At 62.5% G+C, this 15,396-nt stretch carries 12 protein-coding genes; 4 read left to right on the top strand and 8 right to left on the bottom strand.

Features of this window, described 5'->3' with window-relative positions; genetic code table 11:
• Window positions 1–24 precede the first annotated feature (24 nt).
• The 3 genes from RO009_22015 to RO009_22005 all read right to left on the bottom strand — a co-directional run bounded on the left by RO009_22015 (window position 25) and on the right by RO009_22005 (window position 5,335).
• Window positions 25–4,587 (bottom strand): hypothetical protein, encoded by a 4,563-nt coding sequence (locus RO009_22015; GenBank protein MDT3687712.1) that lies wholly within the window; start codon window positions 4,585–4,587, stop codon window positions 25–27.
• Window positions 4,588–4,850: 263 nt separating this feature from the next.
• Window positions 4,851–5,078 carry a hypothetical protein gene (locus RO009_22010; GenBank protein MDT3687711.1) on the bottom strand — a complete coding sequence of 76 codons (228 nt, stop codon included), beginning with the start codon at window positions 5,076–5,078 and terminating at the stop codon, window positions 4,851–4,853.
• On the bottom strand, window positions 5,078–5,335 hold the full coding sequence (locus tag RO009_22005) for a hypothetical protein (GenBank protein MDT3687710.1): 258 nt from the start codon (window positions 5,333–5,335) through the stop codon (window positions 5,078–5,080). Before RO009_22005 ends, RO009_22010 begins: the two co-directional genes overlap by 1 nt.
• 210 nt (window positions 5,336–5,545) lie before the next feature.
• On the opposite strand from RO009_22005, the gene RO009_22000 reads away from it, so the two are divergent.
• From RO009_22000 to RO009_21990, 3 genes are all read left to right on the top strand, one after another.
• Window positions 5,546–5,941 (top strand): Hpt domain-containing protein, encoded by a 396-nt coding sequence (locus tag RO009_22000; protein MDT3687709.1) that lies wholly within the window; start codon window positions 5,546–5,548, stop codon window positions 5,939–5,941.
• 90 nt (window positions 5,942–6,031) lie between these two features.
• Window positions 6,032–6,352, top strand: a complete 321-nt coding sequence (locus tag RO009_21995; GenBank protein ID MDT3687708.1) for a 2Fe-2S iron-sulfur cluster-binding protein — start codon at window positions 6,032–6,034, stop codon at window positions 6,350–6,352.
• A gap of 18 nt (window positions 6,353–6,370) precedes the next feature.
• Window positions 6,371–7,402, top strand: a complete 1,032-nt coding sequence (locus tag RO009_21990; protein ID MDT3687707.1) for an NAD(P)/FAD-dependent oxidoreductase — start codon at window positions 6,371–6,373, stop codon at window positions 7,400–7,402.
• A 15-nt stretch (window positions 7,403–7,417) separates the two neighbouring features.
• On the opposite strand, the gene RO009_21985 is transcribed toward RO009_21990, so the two are convergent.
• The 3 genes from RO009_21985 to RO009_21975 all read right to left on the bottom strand — a co-directional run bounded on the left by RO009_21985 (window position 7,418) and on the right by RO009_21975 (window position 11,379).
• Window positions 7,418–8,305 (bottom strand): LysR family transcriptional regulator, encoded by an 888-nt coding sequence (locus tag RO009_21985; protein ID MDT3687706.1) that lies wholly within the window; start codon window positions 8,303–8,305, stop codon window positions 7,418–7,420.
• A 290-nt stretch (window positions 8,306–8,595) separates the two neighbouring features.
• Entirely contained in the window at window positions 8,596–10,581 is a 1,986-nt protein-coding gene (locus tag RO009_21980; GenBank protein ID MDT3687705.1) for a hypothetical protein, read from the bottom strand.
• A gap of 162 nt (window positions 10,582–10,743) precedes the next feature.
• Window positions 10,744–11,379: a PilZ domain-containing protein gene (locus RO009_21975; GenBank protein ID MDT3687704.1), complete on the bottom strand. Its 636-nt coding sequence runs from the start codon at window positions 11,377–11,379 to the stop codon at window positions 10,744–10,746.
• A 443-nt stretch (window positions 11,380–11,822) separates the two neighbouring features.
• Here RO009_21975 and RO009_21970 point away from each other — a divergent pair, with 443 nt between their 5' ends.
• Window positions 11,823–12,995 carry a VWA domain-containing protein gene (locus RO009_21970; protein MDT3687703.1) on the top strand — a complete coding sequence of 391 codons (1,173 nt, stop codon included), beginning with the start codon at window positions 11,823–11,825 and terminating at the stop codon, window positions 12,993–12,995.
• Window positions 12,996–13,125: 130 nt separating this feature from the next.
• On the opposite strand, the gene RO009_21965 is transcribed toward RO009_21970, so the two are convergent.
• Window positions 13,126–14,445, bottom strand: a complete 1,320-nt coding sequence (locus RO009_21965; GenBank protein MDT3687702.1) for an FAD/NAD(P)-binding oxidoreductase — start codon at window positions 14,443–14,445, stop codon at window positions 13,126–13,128.
• A gap of 289 nt (window positions 14,446–14,734) precedes the next feature.
• Window positions 14,735–15,352, bottom strand: coding sequence for a hypothetical protein (locus RO009_21960; GenBank protein ID MDT3687701.1), 618 nt, complete (start codon window positions 15,350–15,352; stop codon window positions 14,735–14,737).
• Between the last annotated feature and the right edge of the window lie 44 nt (window positions 15,353–15,396).

Genomic DNA, 15,396 nt, shown 5'->3' with positions numbered 1-15,396 from the left:
GCCTTTTTTCAAGATGTCTTCCGGTTAGTCGAAGCGGCCCGACGCGTGCGCCAGCATGGTGTAGACCTTGCCGGTTTCCGAGGTCAGGTAGGTCCGGACCATCTGCTGGCCGCCGCGTTCGTCGCGCGAGACTTCGTCGAGCAGGCGCTCAAACTCGGCGATGTAGCGGTCCACTGTTCCGCGGAAATCGCGGTTGCCGCGATAGCGGGCGCGGATGTCATCGAAGGCGCGCTGGCCGTGCGGTGTATAGAGGTGCCGCCCGAAAGCCGTGCGATCGCCGCGATTGTAGCGGTCCCACATCTGCACCGCGGCGTTGTGGTCGATCATCCGCGCGATATCGACGGAGAGCGCATCGAGCGACTCGATCGAGACACGCTGCATGCGCTCATCTGCTCGGGCATGCATGTGTGGACGCTCGGGCGCGCGTTCCGGCGCGCGGCCACGCGGGGCCGGGGGAGCCGGCACGCGCTCGCGAGCCTGCGGTTGTTCGTCGTCCCCCGCGCGGTGCAGCAGGTCAGACAACCAGCCGCCGCCCGGAGCGTTCTGAGCGGGCGCGGCCGGTGCGTGTGGCGGCACGTCGGTGCGGCGCGCCGCCGGTGCGGGAGCAAGAGGAGCATCCGCCAGCGGAATGGAAGGCGGGGCCGGCGGCAGATCGGCCGCGCGGGTCGGACGGACCGGCGCCTCGTTGCGTCCGCCCACCACTGCAAGGACAGGCTCACTGCCGCGGCGGGCCTCTGCGGCGATTTCGACGTTGCGGCCATGGCGCGCCACGATGCGGTTGAGCTCCGCCAGCGCCTCAATCTGGTCCACGATCACGCGGCGCATCTGCGCGGCGTTCTCAGCGGTTTCCTGCGGCAATTCGAGGATGCCGCGGCGCAGCTCGTTGCGAGTCTGATCCATTTCGCGCTGCATTTCATTCGTCATGTCGCGCATGTTCTGCAGCAATTCGGCGAAACGCTCCGTGCTGTCGCGCAGCATGGCATGCGCGTCACCTGTCGCCTGCTCGTAGATGGCACGCATGCTCTCGATCGTGCGGGCGCGCTCTTCGTCGGTGTTCTGCCGCACCATCTCGAATTGTTCGGAGATGGTCTGGCTGCCCTGCGAACTTGTTTCCGCGATCATGCGGCCGATTTCGCGCGCCCGGGAGGCCGCGCCTTCCATGGATTCGTCGAGCAGCGAGGCGAAGCGGGTAAGGCGCTGGTCGAGATCCTCGGTCTTCATGTCCAGCGTCGTAACCAGGGTGTCAAGCACAGCCTTGCGCTCGCCCATGGTTTCCTCGGTGCGGCGGTTGCTCTTGTCGATGAGATCGACGGCATCGACCAGAACCCGGCCATGTGAATCGAACTGCGTGGCAAGCTCAGACAGGTTTTCCAGGACGCGTGCGGTCTCGCTGCGGAAGGCGTCAAGATGCACATGCACGCTGTCGGTCGCAGCACCAGTGCGCGCCGTGATGTCGTTGACCACGGTCGAGAACTCGTTGAGCCGCGTGGTGAGCGATCCCTCCAGCGAACTCATGTTCTCATGCGCCCCGGTCAGCACCTCCTGCAGGAGCAGGTTGGCTTCGCGCAGACGCTCGAAAAGTCCGGTCGATTCGTTCCGCAGCTTGTTGTGGACATCCATCATGTCAGCCACGGCGGCTGACGCGGCTTGCTGCGAGTGATTGATCGCAGCCTGTGCCGCGTTCTGCAGATTGTTGAAGGTGTCGTTGACCCGGCCGGTGGCGTTCTCGCCGGCCTCGTTGATAAGGCGGGCCAATTCGCCGGAATTGTCCAGCATGGCGCGGGTGAAATCGAAGCCCTTGCTTTCGATCGCCTTGACGGCTTCGCCGGCGGCGCGGTCAATCTCAGAGGAGAAGGCCTGCGCCTTGCCCGACAGCGATTCGAGGAGCGGCGAGGAATTGATGTTGAACACGCGCGTCAGTTCGGCCGCGGCCGAGAGCAGGGTACGTTCGACATCAGTAGCATTCTGCTTCAACGCATTGCTGATGCCCGCCGAAGCGCTGGACAGCACATTGCTGATGTCGGTGCCGGTGCTGCTCAGTGATGCCGCGGCATTGGTTGCCGCCTCGGTCACCTTGCTGCCCGCATTCGCAGATGCTTCCTCGAGCGTGGCATTGGTCACCCTGGCCGCTTCAATGAGCTTGGCATTGGTACTGACCGCCGTTTCGTTCAATGTGTTAGCGATCGTCGTGCTGGTGGCATTGAGCGTCTCGGTGGCGCTAGCCGTGGCGCTGGTCAGCATCCGCTCGAGATCCTGGGTCGAATTGCGCAGGTGGTCGGTCGAGGCGCTGATCGCGTCTGCCGCCGCCTTGCCGCGATTCTCGATTTCCTGCGCCACGTCGGTGGTGCGGCCGAGCAACAACTCCTCGAAGCGAGTGAGGCGGCCTTCCAGTTCGGTGGTGATTTCCGCCGAACGTGTGCTGATCGAGGACACGATTTCCTTGCCGCTTTCGGCGACCGTCTTCGCCACGTCGGTGATGCGGCCGGCCAGGGCCTCATTCAGCGACTGCGTGCGCCCGTCGAGCGCCTCGCCGAAACGGTCGAGGCGCTGCTGCAGCGTGCCCGCAAATTCTTCGGTCTTGGCGGAGAGGCGGCCATCGAAATTGTCGATATGTGCCTCCATCGCAGTCGTGATCTTGTCGGTTCGCTCACCGATGCGCTCGACCAGTTCGCCACCATAGGTTTTGACGGTACGATCGAATTCGCCGAGATGACGGGTGATCAGATTGCCAAGGGTCGCGGATTCGTTGCCAACCTTTTCCGCGAGCTGGGCGCCGTTATGCGCAAAGATTTCCTCGAAGGATTGCAGTCGGCTTTCGATCGTCTCGTGGATGGTCTTGGATGTTTGCTCGATCTTATTGGCGAAATCCTCACCGCGCAGGCTGAGATCAAGCACCAGCGAGTCGCCGGTCGACTTGATGGTCGAATTGACCTCCTCGCCGCGGGTGGCAATGGTTTCCGCCGCGCGGCTCGAGAGGTCGATCAGCCCCTCCGTGATCTGCTGCGAGCGCTCGATCATGTTCACAGTGATCTGCTCCGTGCGCTCGGACAGCGTGCTGGTGACCTGTTCCGAATGCTCTGTCAGGTTGGTGGTCAGGCGCTCACTGTGTTCGGAGAGCCCCGTGGTGAGCTGCTCGGACTTTTCAATCAGCACATTTCCGATGCGCTCCGACTTCTCCATGAAATTCAGCGTGATCTCTTCGGCGCGCTCCGACATGATGTCGACGATCGTCTTGGAACGCTGCGAGAAGTCGTTGGTTACATTGGCCAGGCGCAACTGCATCATCTCTGCGAGGTTCGACGACAGCACGTCGAACTCCTCGGCGATGTGATCGGCCTTGAAGTTCAGGTTCGCCGTGAGCTGCGCTGATGCATTGTCCATCGATTCATTCAGGCGGCCGGCGGCGTCGGCGATGGCCGTGGTCGACTGCGCTGAAGCGGCCTCGATGGTCGCATTGAGGCGTTCCGCGATCTCGGCGATTGATGAGGTTGTCCGCACCGAGGCGGTTTCGAGCAACGAGTTGAGGCGGTTGGTGACCTCGGCGATCGAGGCGGTGGTTTCGAGGCTGGTGCGCTCGAGCCGCTGCAGCAGGTCGCCGCCGCGCTCGCCCAGTGCGTCCATCATGGTGTCGCCGGCGCGTCCGAGCGCAAGGGTGATGTGCTCACCCTTGTCGGACAAATTGCCGGTGATCTGCTGCGCGGCGTGGGCCACCTGCTGAGCGACATTTTCCGCGATGCCGGTAATGTCCTGGTTGAGGTTCAGGTGCACGCCGGCAATGGCGTCCCGCACCTGCTCGGCCTGCCCGACCAGATTGTCGCGCTGGCGGGCAAGATCATCGAGCAGCCCGCGGATGCGCGCCTCGTTGTCGCTATAGGCGCGTTCCAGCGCAGATACTTCGTTCTGCACCATGGATTCCAGTTCAGCCGCGCGCGCGAGCACGCGTTCGACGCCGTCGCCCATAGCCGCGACTTCGCGGCGAATGGCCTGGCCGACGGTGACGATGGATTCGCGTGCGACCGTTTCCGGCTCGGCGAGGCGCATGGCGACTTCCGCCATCGATTGCGCGATATGGCGCATTTCGCGCGAGCGGTTGACCATGTTGGCGAGCACGAAAAACAGCGACACCGGCAGGATGAAGATGGCGGCCAGCGAGAAGATCGCGGGTCCGAAATTGGCCCGCAGGTCGGGCATGTACTGGGACAGAAACAGGGCCGCGGCGGCGCACCACACGGCCGAGCCGATGCCGGCAATCATATAGGTGTTGCGCGCGGCGCGCGGCTGCATGGATTGCAGCAATTCACCGACCGGCTTCCAGTCGTCATTGGCCGGACGTCCCGGCTCGCTCGTTGGGGCGCGGGGCGCATCGAACAATTCGTCCTCGGCGGGCTTCGACGAGGCCGTGGCACGCATGGCAGGCGAGGCAGCCACTGGCGGGGCTGGCGGGACGGTGGCGGGAGTCCCCGCACGCGGTGCCACAGCCGCCGGTTTCGATTTGGCTTCGACGGCGTCGCGGACTTTCAAGGCGTCCTGGATCGCTGCCATTGCCGCTTCGGTCGGGTCCTTGGCCTTCCTGGGTGTGTTCGCCATGTCCTTCGCCGCCTCACTTTACAAAATGTCCAGGACCGCAGACCGCACGCGCAAACAAGATCGGCCGCATTCAGCGCGCTGTCAGGTGCCCCCGTGAATTTCGTCAATCAGATCGCCCGCCAAAATCCATCAACGGGCCGTACATCCTATCCGCTGGCAATATCGATGAAAACTGCGCGCGTTAAGCTCGTTTTAATCATCGTTAACCGCCGTGGAGAAAGTCAGTCGCGGAACGGTATTTAGGTAGTTCGGTGCTTGGTAGCTTAGACCCGCTCAGGACGCGGAATTGGGACGGCCCGGCGTCGGGAACGCCGCATGTCGCCGTCGTTGGCTTCCACCGGCAGGAAGCGAAGCCCGCTTTTCGGCAGGATATATTCCTGACCGTTCTTGACGAAAAGCTGGAATTCAGCGTCCTCGTCAACCAGGACATAACCGGAAAACTCCAGGAATTCCTCGTAGATTCCCTGGATCTCGACGTAATAGGACGCCATCACCAATACGCGATGGCCAGTTCCCGCGCCGAGACCCTGTTCTGGATCGTGTAGCCCGGAAATTGCCGTTCGCGCCCCTGGTTCTGGCTCGCCCGCGTCGCCGCCGCCTGGTGGAAGCGCAGGGCGCGCGCGGCGAGCTCAAGCACTTCGCGCTCGGAGCCGGCCTCCAGACAGAAAAACGGAGAAGAGGAGGTCGCCGCGATCCAGCTTTGGCCGTCGGTCGCCGTGTAGATCATGAGATTGGAGAGGTCGCGCAAGCTTCAGTCCCCCGCGGGTGGGTTGCTTCATCTATCCTAGCAGCCCTGTGCCGCTTTTGGGGAGCGGCCCGGCCGGCAAGACTTTCTTAACCTTGCCAGGAGCCAGCGGCACGGGGAGCCGGACAGGCGGCCTTGTATTTACCGTGCTTTGGTCGATCCGATGCCAAACTGCGCTCCTAAGGAGGACGGAGAGCCTCCGGGAGGTTGTCCATGATCGAAATGGGGCTGGTCGATCCCGTTGTTGCGCCGCCGCTGTCGCCGGTTGATCGGCCGATTGATCTCGAGCATCTGTCGCGCATGACCTTGGGCGAGCGCGAACTCGAGCGCGAAGTGCTGCGCCTTTTCGATCGCCAGGCCGAGATGCTGCTGGTGAAGATGCAGGACGCGTGCCCGGCGGCCATCGCGGGTTATGCACACACGCTGAAAGGCTCGGCGCGCGGCATTGGCGCTTGGTCGGTCGCCCGGACGGCCTTCGACGTTGAAACAGCGGCACAGGCCGTCGATCCTGCTCATCTCTCCGGCTCCATCAGCCGCCTCGCGCTTGCTATCGGAGACGCGCGGCGTGTGATCGCCGATCTTCTGCAAGCGAACCGATTGTCTCGGTAAATCGAACGTCTGGCGCCGTTGCTTTGGAGCCTATATAGGGTGCGAAGCCGTCCGTTCGGCCGGCTTTTCCCGTCAGCCGCACTCTAATTCATGGCAAAAATCACTTATATCGACTTTCAAGGTCAGAGCCGTTCCGTCGAGGCCGAAAATGGTTCGACGGTGATGGAAAACGCGATCAAGAATTCCATTCCGGGCATCGAGGCCGAATGCGGCGGCGCCTGCGCCTGCGCAACCTGCCACGTCTACATCGACGAAGCCTGGCGCGAGAAGGTGGGCGGGCCCTCGCCGATGGAAGAGGACATGCTGGATTTCGGCTTTGACGTGCGGCCGAATTCGCGGCTGTCCTGCCAGATCAAGGTCAGCGACGAGCTCGACGGCCTTGTTGTGCATACGCCCGAGCGTCAGGCCTGAAGCAGGATAGGATCAACCATGAGCGAGCCGATTAAGACCGACGTTCTAATCATTGGCGCGGGTCCCTGCGGCTTGTTCGCTGTGTTCGAGCTCGGCCTGCTCGACATCAAGGCGCATCTGGTCGACATCCTCGACAGGCCGGGCGGACAATGCGCCGAGCTCTATCCGGAAAAGCCGATTTACGACATTCCGGCGATCCCGATGGTCACCGGTGACGGTCTGACCAAGGCCTTGCTTGAACAGATCAAGCCGTTCGGTCCGACATTCCATTTTGGCGAGATGGTGCAGACCATCGAGAAGAATGGCGATCCGCTGTTTCGTGTCACCACCGACCAAGGCAAGGTTTTTGAGGTCAAGGTGGTGGTGGTCGCGGCCGGCGGCGGCTCGTTCCAGCCCAAGCGTCCGCCGATCCCCGGCATCGAAGCCTATGAAGAGAAGTCGGTGCACTACGCCGTGCGCAAGATGGATATCTTCCGCGGCAAGCGGCTTCTCATTGCCGGCGGCGGGGACAGCGCGCTCGACTGGACGCTCAATCTCGCGCCGATCGCCGGCGAATTGACGCTGCTGCATCGGCGCGACGAGTTCCGCGCCGCGCCGGACAGTGTCAACAAGATGAAAGCGCTGGTCGCGGAGGGGAAAATCAAGCTCGCGATCGGGCAGGCGACGGCGCTCGAAGGCGCGAACGGCCAGGTCACCGCGGCGATCATCAAGTACAATGACGGCACGACATCGAGCATCGCCTGTGATGCCATCCTGCCCTTCTTCGGGCTGACAATGAAGCTCGGGCCGGTCGCCGACTGGGGACTGAAGCTGAGTGACAACGAGTTGATTGAGGTCAACACCGAGAATTTTGAGACCAGCGTGCCGGGCATTTTTGCCATCGGCGACATCAACACTTATCCGGGCAAACTGAAGCTGATTCTGTGCGGTTTTCATGAAGGGGCGCTGATGGCGCAGAAGGCACATCGCTACGTGTTCCCAGACAAGAAACTGACCTTCCAGTACACGACATCGTCGACCAGCCTGCAAAAGAAGCTGGGCGTCACCTGACAATCTGTCCCGACGTCATCTCCGCGATACGAGGACCCGCAACTCCTTCATGACGATCGTTGCGGCGTCGTCCAAAGGCCGGTCGCGACGATTGATGAGCGCGAGCGCAGACTGCAGCGGCGGACTAAGCCGGCGGACGATGAATTCCCGTTTCGCCTGCATCACCGCCTGGCTGGGCACGATCGATATTCCCAGTCCGGCCCTCACGACGGTCTTGATCGCCTCGATGCTGTCCAATTCCATCGCCGGACGCGCGTCCAGGCCTTTCGCATGCAGCCATTCACGGACCAGCCGGCTGTGATTGGCGTGCGCATCCTCCAGGATCAGCGGGGCATTGGCGATGGTCGCGGGCGTGATTTTGTCCGGCACGTTCTTTGTCTTCACGGGAAAAATGGCAACCAACGCATCCTTGCGTAGCGGTTGAACACTGAAGGCGCGCTCGTCGACCGGCAATGTCACCAGACCGAGATCGATTCTCCCGTTCAACATCCTGTCGGTGATGTCAGGAGTCGTGCCGGTGGTCACCGCAATGTCGATGTCCGGATAGGCCGTGCGCAAGCGGCGCAGGATCGGCGGCAGCAGATAAATGAGTGTGGTCGCACCGGTGCCGATATGCACGCGGCCAAGCCGCCCTTCCTTGTGTCGCCGCATCGCAGCTTGTGCACGATATTCCGCTTCGAGCAGATGACTCGCATGGTCGATCAAATCGCGGCCGGCGGCCGTGGCCGTTGCGCGCTTGCCGACCCGGTGCAATAGCGCGACCCCAAAGCGGCTTTCCAATTCGCGGATCTGCAGGCTGATGGCAGGCTGGCTGAGATGCAGGCTGCGCGCCGCTGCGGAGAAACTGCCGAACGCGACGACTTCCATCAGCGTGCGGAGCTGGTCGAGATTGAGACTGCGCATATCAAAGTAATTCTTATCAAAGCAATCAGAATAATAAAATTGCCTCATTTTACGCTCGACGCAAGATTGCCGGGCGATGGACCTGGCGATGGAGGCGAATTTTGCCGGAGGGAGGGAATTGGGATCTGCTGTCCCGGCACGGTGATGTCGAGGTCTTGATGCGGCGGGCGTTCTCGCGCTGGCTGGCGGCCCGGGCGCGTCTTCATCTGCGGAGGGGGATCGGCTTGCTCAGACCGCGGCGTGGATTGTTGCGCTTGTTATTTGGACGGTCGTTGCCGCGGTGAACGGGCTTACTCTGCCGCAGGAATCTTGAGCGGCGCCAGCGGCTCGATGCGAATTTCAGGCGGGGCCGGCAGTTCGAGCAGACCGCGCACGGCTGGCAATGCCGCATCGGCCATCGCAGCATGACCTTCAGCCGTGGGATGAATGGCGCCGCCGTAGACCGCCGAGGTCGCGCCCCAGGTCGCGTCATGCAGATCGCTCGGCTGCAGTACCGGCGAAATGCCTTCCGGGAAGGTCATGGCGGTGAAATAGCTGTCATTTGCAGTGCGGACCCAGCGCGCGCGCGGCGCATAAGGCCGGAAATCGCGTGCGCGGAACTCGCACCTCATCGGGTCGGTGGCGGCGACCGCGGGATTGTTTTCAAAACCGTCGCCTTTCTCGGTGAAGCAGGAACGATCGAAAGGTGGGTCGGTTTCCGCGCGCGCGCAGAAACCGTGGTAGGCAAAAGCATCCTGATGCGAATCCACGAAAGTCATGCGCTCGGTCGCGGTGTCCTTGCAGTTCTTGCCTTCGCACAAGGCCAGCGATCGCATGCGCGGCAGGAATTTCCGCTCCACGAATTCGGCGACGCGTTTCAGCCGCGCCGGGTCGGCATTGAAGGCCGGATGCACGTCGAAGCCGCCTGGACCGCCGGAACAGACTTGTCCGCCATTCGTCAGGGCCGGATTGCCATAGGTGACGAAGATGACGCGCGACAGATCGCCGCTAACGAAGGGCTTCAGTGCCGCGCGCAGCCTGGCGAAATCGCCGGGCAGGTCGTTGTTGAGGATCTTCTCGGCCTCCGGCACGTCGATGATCATGCCGCCCTTGGCAAACAAAGTACGTTCGGTCGGCGCCTCGATGATCACGTCGGCGACAAGGCCCGCGAACCAGATGTCATTGGCGCCGATGGTGAGGAGCACGAGATCGAGCTTGCGCTCCTTGTCGTGCTTGCGCGCAAGATCCATCGCCTCTCTCAGACGTGACATCTGCGAGGGATTGTTGGTGGTGCAATGTCCAGTGGGCGGGCATTCGCGCGCGCGAAGCGAATTGAAGAAGCCGAGATCGATCGTCGAGCCGGAGCAGGCAAGCGGCAGGAAGGTCACGGCCACATGCGGCTGCTCGATGGCGAGCGCCAGGGCTGCGCGCAGCTGGTAGCCGTAGAGCGAACGATGACACGTTGCGCTCCACCAGCGCGCATTCAGCTTCGCCCAGTCGGCCGACGTGTTACCGGCGGAGAAGCCCTGATCGCAGGCCTTGCTGCCGCGGAAATTGGCGCGTCCAGGGCGGAAATATTCGCTGGTGGAGCCTGCCAGGAAACGGCGATAGCAGAAGCCGCCGTCGTCAAGCGCCACCGCGCGGTCGGGATTGCCTTCGCCGGCCGCAATGGAGTCGCCCATGCCGGCGATCAGCACGTCCTTCACCACAATGTCGGCGGTGACGCGCTGCGCCGTGCCGTCCGGCAATCCAACATCGAGCGCCGCAACGGTCGGCTTGCCGGCACGCACCCGCAGGCGTACTTCCTCTTCGCAGGGCACGGTCACATGCCGCGGCGCGCTCTGTCCCTCGTCAAAGCTCCACGCGCAGGAAGCGCCCGGCGGCACAGTGCCAGCCGCGAGAACGCCGACCGGATAGTCCGCCGGGGCCATGTAGTTTTCACGTTCGCCGCCGCGCTGGCAGAATTCGGGGATGCGGCCGGACTGGTCGACGCACAGATTGTCCACCATCTCGCGCGCCCATCCGCGGCCGTCGCTGGCCAGCGCCAGCCGCCGCTCGGCAGCGAGCACGCCGTCACCGCGGGAGGCGGCGACATGACGCTGGAAATCGGCCTCGTTTTTGAACAGGCGGAAGCGGTTCTTGACCTCCCACTCAATGCGGAAGCCGGGCGGGGCTGTGTCAGGCACAGGCACTGGAATGAGACGCTGTGCATTGTCGGGCGCAGGCCCGACACTGGTCTGCGCCAGCGCCGGCACGGCAAACACGAGCAGAGCGGCGATCAGCAGGGGGCGAAACATTGAAAGCGGGGTTCCGGGGGGGGGGACAATATCCATCGCTTAGCACGGTGCTTTGGGCAGAAATATGGGGGCGGCACGCGCTTCTTCCTCCCGCCCTGTTTACGGGGAGAGGGCCGGGTGAGCGGCTGTGCACTGCCAAGATGGCTTAGCGGGCAGGCGCCATCACGACTGGATCAGCCGCGGCTCAAGCAGGGCGGGATCCTGCAATTCGACAAATCGCATCGCAAAACCTTCTGGGAAGAGCCGCGCTACGCGGCCAATGATCTTGCCGACGGCGAGCACATCGCCCAGTTGCGGTGTGATATCGGCCGACACCGCAACGCCGGAAACCGACATGTCGATCACGAAGCAGCCCATGACCGTGCCGTCGGCGAGCAGAATAGTGGAATGTGGGTTCTTCGGGATCATCCGCTTGTGCTTGCGGTCGTCCGGCAGTCGGTAATGCCTGTGCTTGTCAAGCCAGTCGATCTTGGCAGCGAGGCGGGCGCGGCGGTCGTCGGGCATCATCACGCTCATGACGAAGCCTTCCGGGATCAGCCGGATGATCCGTCCTTCCAGCTTTCCGATTTCGTCAAAATGCGCGATCACCCGTTCGCCGACAGGGCCTTTGACCGGCCCCGTCAATGCGATCGAATGCGGCGAGATTCGAAGCGTGCGACAGGCGAATTCGCGGCGCTCGGCGCGCAGATTCCGCTTGTTGGCGATCCAATATCGGCCGGCGATGCTCGCAGTCGTGAAAACGCTGCGCCGGTCGACAAAAGCGACGTCTTCTGCGGTGAGGATCGCCTGATCTGGCATCGGAGCCCGTCGTGTGATGGGACTCATGTGCCGGAGAAACTTCAATGCCGCACTGCGACAAAACCCTAAAATGTCGGGTTAAGATTCATCGACCCCATTCGATAGAATTTGAACGGAGTTCCTGTTTGCCCGATAAGCCGCTGTGGCGCGCCGTTTAGGGGTGCCGCCAATCCCCCGTTTGTTGCGGCTTTGGGGAATCCCATTAATTGTGCGCTGCATCCACTGCGTCGGTCATCCACCCCCATCTGCCGGGCCGCATCGGCGACGACCCGAGCGAAAAGGCGCGTTCGCGTTTGCGACGGCGGTCGCCGCCGGCGGCCGGAATGGGTGCCGCACCAGGGGGGTCGCCACCCGGACCGCCCGTCGAATCCGCACCCACCGCATTTGACAGGCGCATAACCGCGTCGCTTGACGCTGCGGTGCAACAGGACGATGTTGCCGGCATGCTTATTTCGTTTTTCAGCGAGCTGAAATCCGCCGGCGTGCCGGTGACGCTGCGAGAATATCTCAGTTTGATGGAGGCGATGCAGGCGGATCTCGCCTCGCGCCGGGTCGAGGATTTTTACTATCTGTCCCGCGCCCTGCTGGTGAAGGACGAGCGCAACCTCGACAAGTTCGACCGCGTCTTCGGCCATGTCTTTCGCGGTCTGGACCTGATGGAGGAGGCGCCCGCCGCCGAAATCCCGGAGGAATGGCTGCGCAAGCTGACCGAGAAATATCTGACGGAAGAAGAGAAGAAGCAGATCGAGGCGCTCGGCGGCCTCGATAAGCTGTTGGAAACTCTGAAGAAGCGGCTCGCCGAGCAGAAAGAGCGCCACCAGGGCGGCAGCAAATGGATCGGCACCGGCGGCACGTCTCCCTTCGGCAACTCCGGCTACAACCCCGAGGGAATCCGCATTGGCGGGGAAAGCCGGCATCGCCGCGCCGTGAAGGTCTGGGACAAGCGCGAATTCAAGGACTTTGACGACGACGTCGAGCTTGGCACCCGCAATATCAAGGTGGCGTTGCGCCGTCTGCGCAAGTTCGCGCGTACCGGCGCGCCGGACGAGCTCGATCTCGACGGCACCATCAAGGGCACCGCGCGCAAGGGATATTTGGACATCCATATGCGGCCGGAGCGGCACAATGCGATCAAGGTGCTGCTCTTCTTCGATGTCGGCGGCTCGATGGACTGGCACATCAAGGCGACCGAGGAGCTCTTCTCTGCGGCGCGCGCGGAATTCAAGCACATGGAGCATTTCTACTTCCACAATTGCCTTTACGAGCGTGTGTGGAAGGAGAACGGACGGCGCTGGCAGGAAACCACGCCGACCTTCGACGTGATGCACACCTATCCGCACGACTACAAGGTGATCTTCGTCGGCGATGCCTCGATGTCGCCTTACGAGATCGCAGCGCCCGGCGGCTCGGTCGAGCACATGAACGAGGAAGCAGGGCAGATCTGGATGAACCGGATCACGCGCACTTATCCGGCCTGCGTGTGGCTCAATCCCGTCCCGGAAAATGAATGGGACTATACGCAGTCGATCCGCATGATGCGGCAGATCATGGGCGGGCGGATGTATCCGCTGACGCTGGACGGGCTTGACCGCGCGATGCGGGAACTGGTGCGGTAGGCGTTTCCGCCACCGCACCGATTATGTCGTTTTCAGGCCGGGATGATTTCCTCTGCATCGTCATCCCGCTTGACCTTCTGTTCGCGCATGATCTTTCCCGAAAAACGGTTTCCGCTTTTCGGGATCGTGCTCAGACCGTCAGGAAGTCGCTGAACATGCGGTGCGCCCACTTGAAGTCTTCGTCGAGCAGCTCGGGTACGCGCAGGTCGATGTCGTTCTGCGTCTGCTTGATGGTGCCGTCGGGCAAAAGCTCGTAGGAGAATTCCACCGAGATCGCCTCGCGCGGCGAGCCGTTCACCAGCATGAAGCACAGATTATCGGGCAGAAGCACCTTGACCTCCTTGCCGGCGATGCGCTGGGCGATATAGGTCGCTGCGATCTTGCCCATGTAGTTGGCGACGTGACCGCTCTTGGGATAGTGGCCGAACTGCTTGGACACCGCACCCATCGAGTCGCCGATCACGTAGACATTCTGGTCGCTCTTCGCGTGCAGCATGGTCGGGTGAATGTCGGCCCAGCCGGTCGGCTTGCCGTCCGGCGTTTTGCCGATCAGGTCCGCCTGCCAGACGAGGTCGGAGGCCTGATGCGGCGGCATCAGGATGGCGTCGTCGAATTTGAATTCGCCGGCCGCCGTGACGATCTTCTTGTTGAATGGATCGACCTCTTTCACGGCCGCATTCGGAACGTGCTGGATGATGTCGGGATAAAGCTCGCGGAACGCGGCCTTGAATCCTTCGCCAATCGGCATCACACGCGGCTTGGGATCGAGGATGACGATCTTGGCCGGGATCTTGTTGGTCTTGAAATACCAGGCCATGACGCAGGCGCGCTCGTAAGGCGAGGGCGGGCAGCGGTGCGGCGGTGGCGGCAGCGTCATGACGATGGTGCCGCCCTTGAAGCTGCGGATCTTCTCCTTGAGCGCCTTGTGCTCCGCGTTGGGGATATAGGCGGAAGGGAATGACTGCCGCGTCTGGTCGATCGCCCTGCGGTCGTTGCCGAACCAGACGTCGTAGGCGTTGCGGATGCCGCCGGCGATGATCAGGTAGTCGTAGGCAAGCGAGCCGTGCGCGGTGCGCACCAGCTTCTTGTCGCGCTCGATGCCGATGATCTCGGTCTGCACCAGCCGGTAGCCGTATTTCTGCGCCGGCGCCAGCATGTCGTGCAGCAGATAGTCGGTGTCCACGACATCGATCAGCCACTTGTTGCTCATTGGGCACGACCAGAAGACCGGATTGCGCTCCAGCACGACGACTTCGGCATCGGGCGCCTGTTCGCGCAGATGGCGTGCGGCGGTGAGCCCGCCCCAGCCGCCGCCGGCGATGACGACGCGCGGCCTGTTGCCCCTGGGCATAAGCTCGGTTGAGGTGCCGATGACGGCGGGTTGCGCAAAAGCCGGTGCAGCAGCCAGGGTCGCGGCCGACGCACCAAGGAAACGGCGACGATCGAGCATCGCATTCACTCCATGATGAGTTTTTTTGGAATTGGCCGACCGGCCGGCATGCGCTCCGCTCGTTGGCTAGGAGGTGCGCAATGTCAGTTACTTTATGCAGCACATTCATTTTTGCAAATGTTTTAGATTGCGCGTGCGCGATGACGATACATTCGCGGCTGACTCATTCTACACATCTGCAATGTTGATGCGTGCAATCGCATTCTCACTCAACAGACCGCAAAGCCGCGCGGCCTTGCGATCGGCCCCACATTTTTGCCGCGCTCCATGCAGGGCTACTGAATTTTCCTCACGGCAAATCCGGCAACGCCTCTTCCAGCGCACGGCAAGCCGCGTCGTCCGTGCGCGTCAGCCTGAACACGCGATCCTCGCGACCGAATTTCACATAGTTGCCGACGCCGCGCTTGTCCTCGCCGCGCATCGCATAAATCTGGTCGTCGAGATGCAGCGTGACGCTCTTGCCGTCCGGCGAAAGATCGATGAGGAAAACCCCGCCTTCTTCCGCGGAGCCGGGTCCGGTCAGCGCGATGCAGGTATAACCGGCGTTCTTGGTATAGGTCGCGATCATGCGATTGCCGGAGGTGTCGATATTTGCGGTGGGGCTCCATTCGCAGCCGCCGCCAAGATAGAGCGGAGGCTGATTGCCGCGCTGTGTTAGCAGGATGCGCTCGATATGGGCTTTGTCGGCCTGATATTTGAACGAGAGCAGGATGTCGGTGGTCTGCTGTTTGGGGTTGCGCTTCAGATGCGCGGCATCATAGACGCGCCGGTAGCAGGCGCCGGCGCCGTCCTTCGGCGCGACGATGCGGGTGAGGGGATCGTCGGAAGCGTGGGTGGTTGGTATCCCGGCCCCGGCCAGGATCATGGCGGTTAGGCAGCCGGCGACTATGCGTGTGGATATGACCATGGTTTTGGGTCGTGCTCTGGCTGGGGCAGGTTCATCATGCGGCT

Source organism: Pseudorhodoplanes sp. (assembly GCA_032027085.1).
In the GTDB taxonomy this organism is placed as follows: domain Bacteria; phylum Pseudomonadota; class Alphaproteobacteria; order Rhizobiales; family Xanthobacteraceae; genus Pseudorhodoplanes.
This window is presented reverse-complemented; position numbering and strand designations above follow the sequence as displayed.

Bases quoted from the DNA above. Each gene is read 5' to 3' on its own strand.
- RO009_21965 (MDT3687702.1), bottom strand. From the start codon at position 14,445: ATGCTCGATCGTCGCCGTTTCCTTGGTGCGTCGGCCGCGACCCTGGCT.
- RO009_22000 (MDT3687709.1), top strand. From the start codon at position 5,546: ATGATCGAAATGGGGCTGGTCGATCCCGTTGTTGCGCCGCCGCTGTCG.
- RO009_21995 (MDT3687708.1), top strand. From the start codon at position 6,032: ATGGCAAAAATCACTTATATCGACTTTCAAGGTCAGAGCCGTTCCGTC.
- RO009_21975 (MDT3687704.1), bottom strand. From the start codon at position 11,379: ATGCCAGATCAGGCGATCCTCACCGCAGAAGACGTCGCTTTTGTCGAC.
- RO009_21990 (MDT3687707.1), top strand. From the start codon at position 6,371: ATGAGCGAGCCGATTAAGACCGACGTTCTAATCATTGGCGCGGGTCCC.
- RO009_21985 (MDT3687706.1), bottom strand. From the start codon at position 8,305: ATGCGCAGTCTCAATCTCGACCAGCTCCGCACGCTGATGGAAGTCGTC.
- RO009_21980 (MDT3687705.1), bottom strand. From the start codon at position 10,581: ATGTTTCGCCCCCTGCTGATCGCCGCTCTGCTCGTGTTTGCCGTGCCG.
- RO009_22015 (MDT3687712.1), bottom strand. From the start codon at position 4,587: ATGGCGAACACACCCAGGAAGGCCAAGGACCCGACCGAAGCGGCAATG.
- RO009_21960 (MDT3687701.1), bottom strand. From the start codon at position 15,352: ATGGTCATATCCACACGCATAGTCGCCGGCTGCCTAACCGCCATGATC.
- RO009_22010 (MDT3687711.1), bottom strand. From the start codon at position 5,078: ATGGCGTCCTATTACGTCGAGATCCAGGGAATCTACGAGGAATTCCTG.
- RO009_21970 (MDT3687703.1), top strand. From the start codon at position 11,823: ATGCTTATTTCGTTTTTCAGCGAGCTGAAATCCGCCGGCGTGCCGGTG.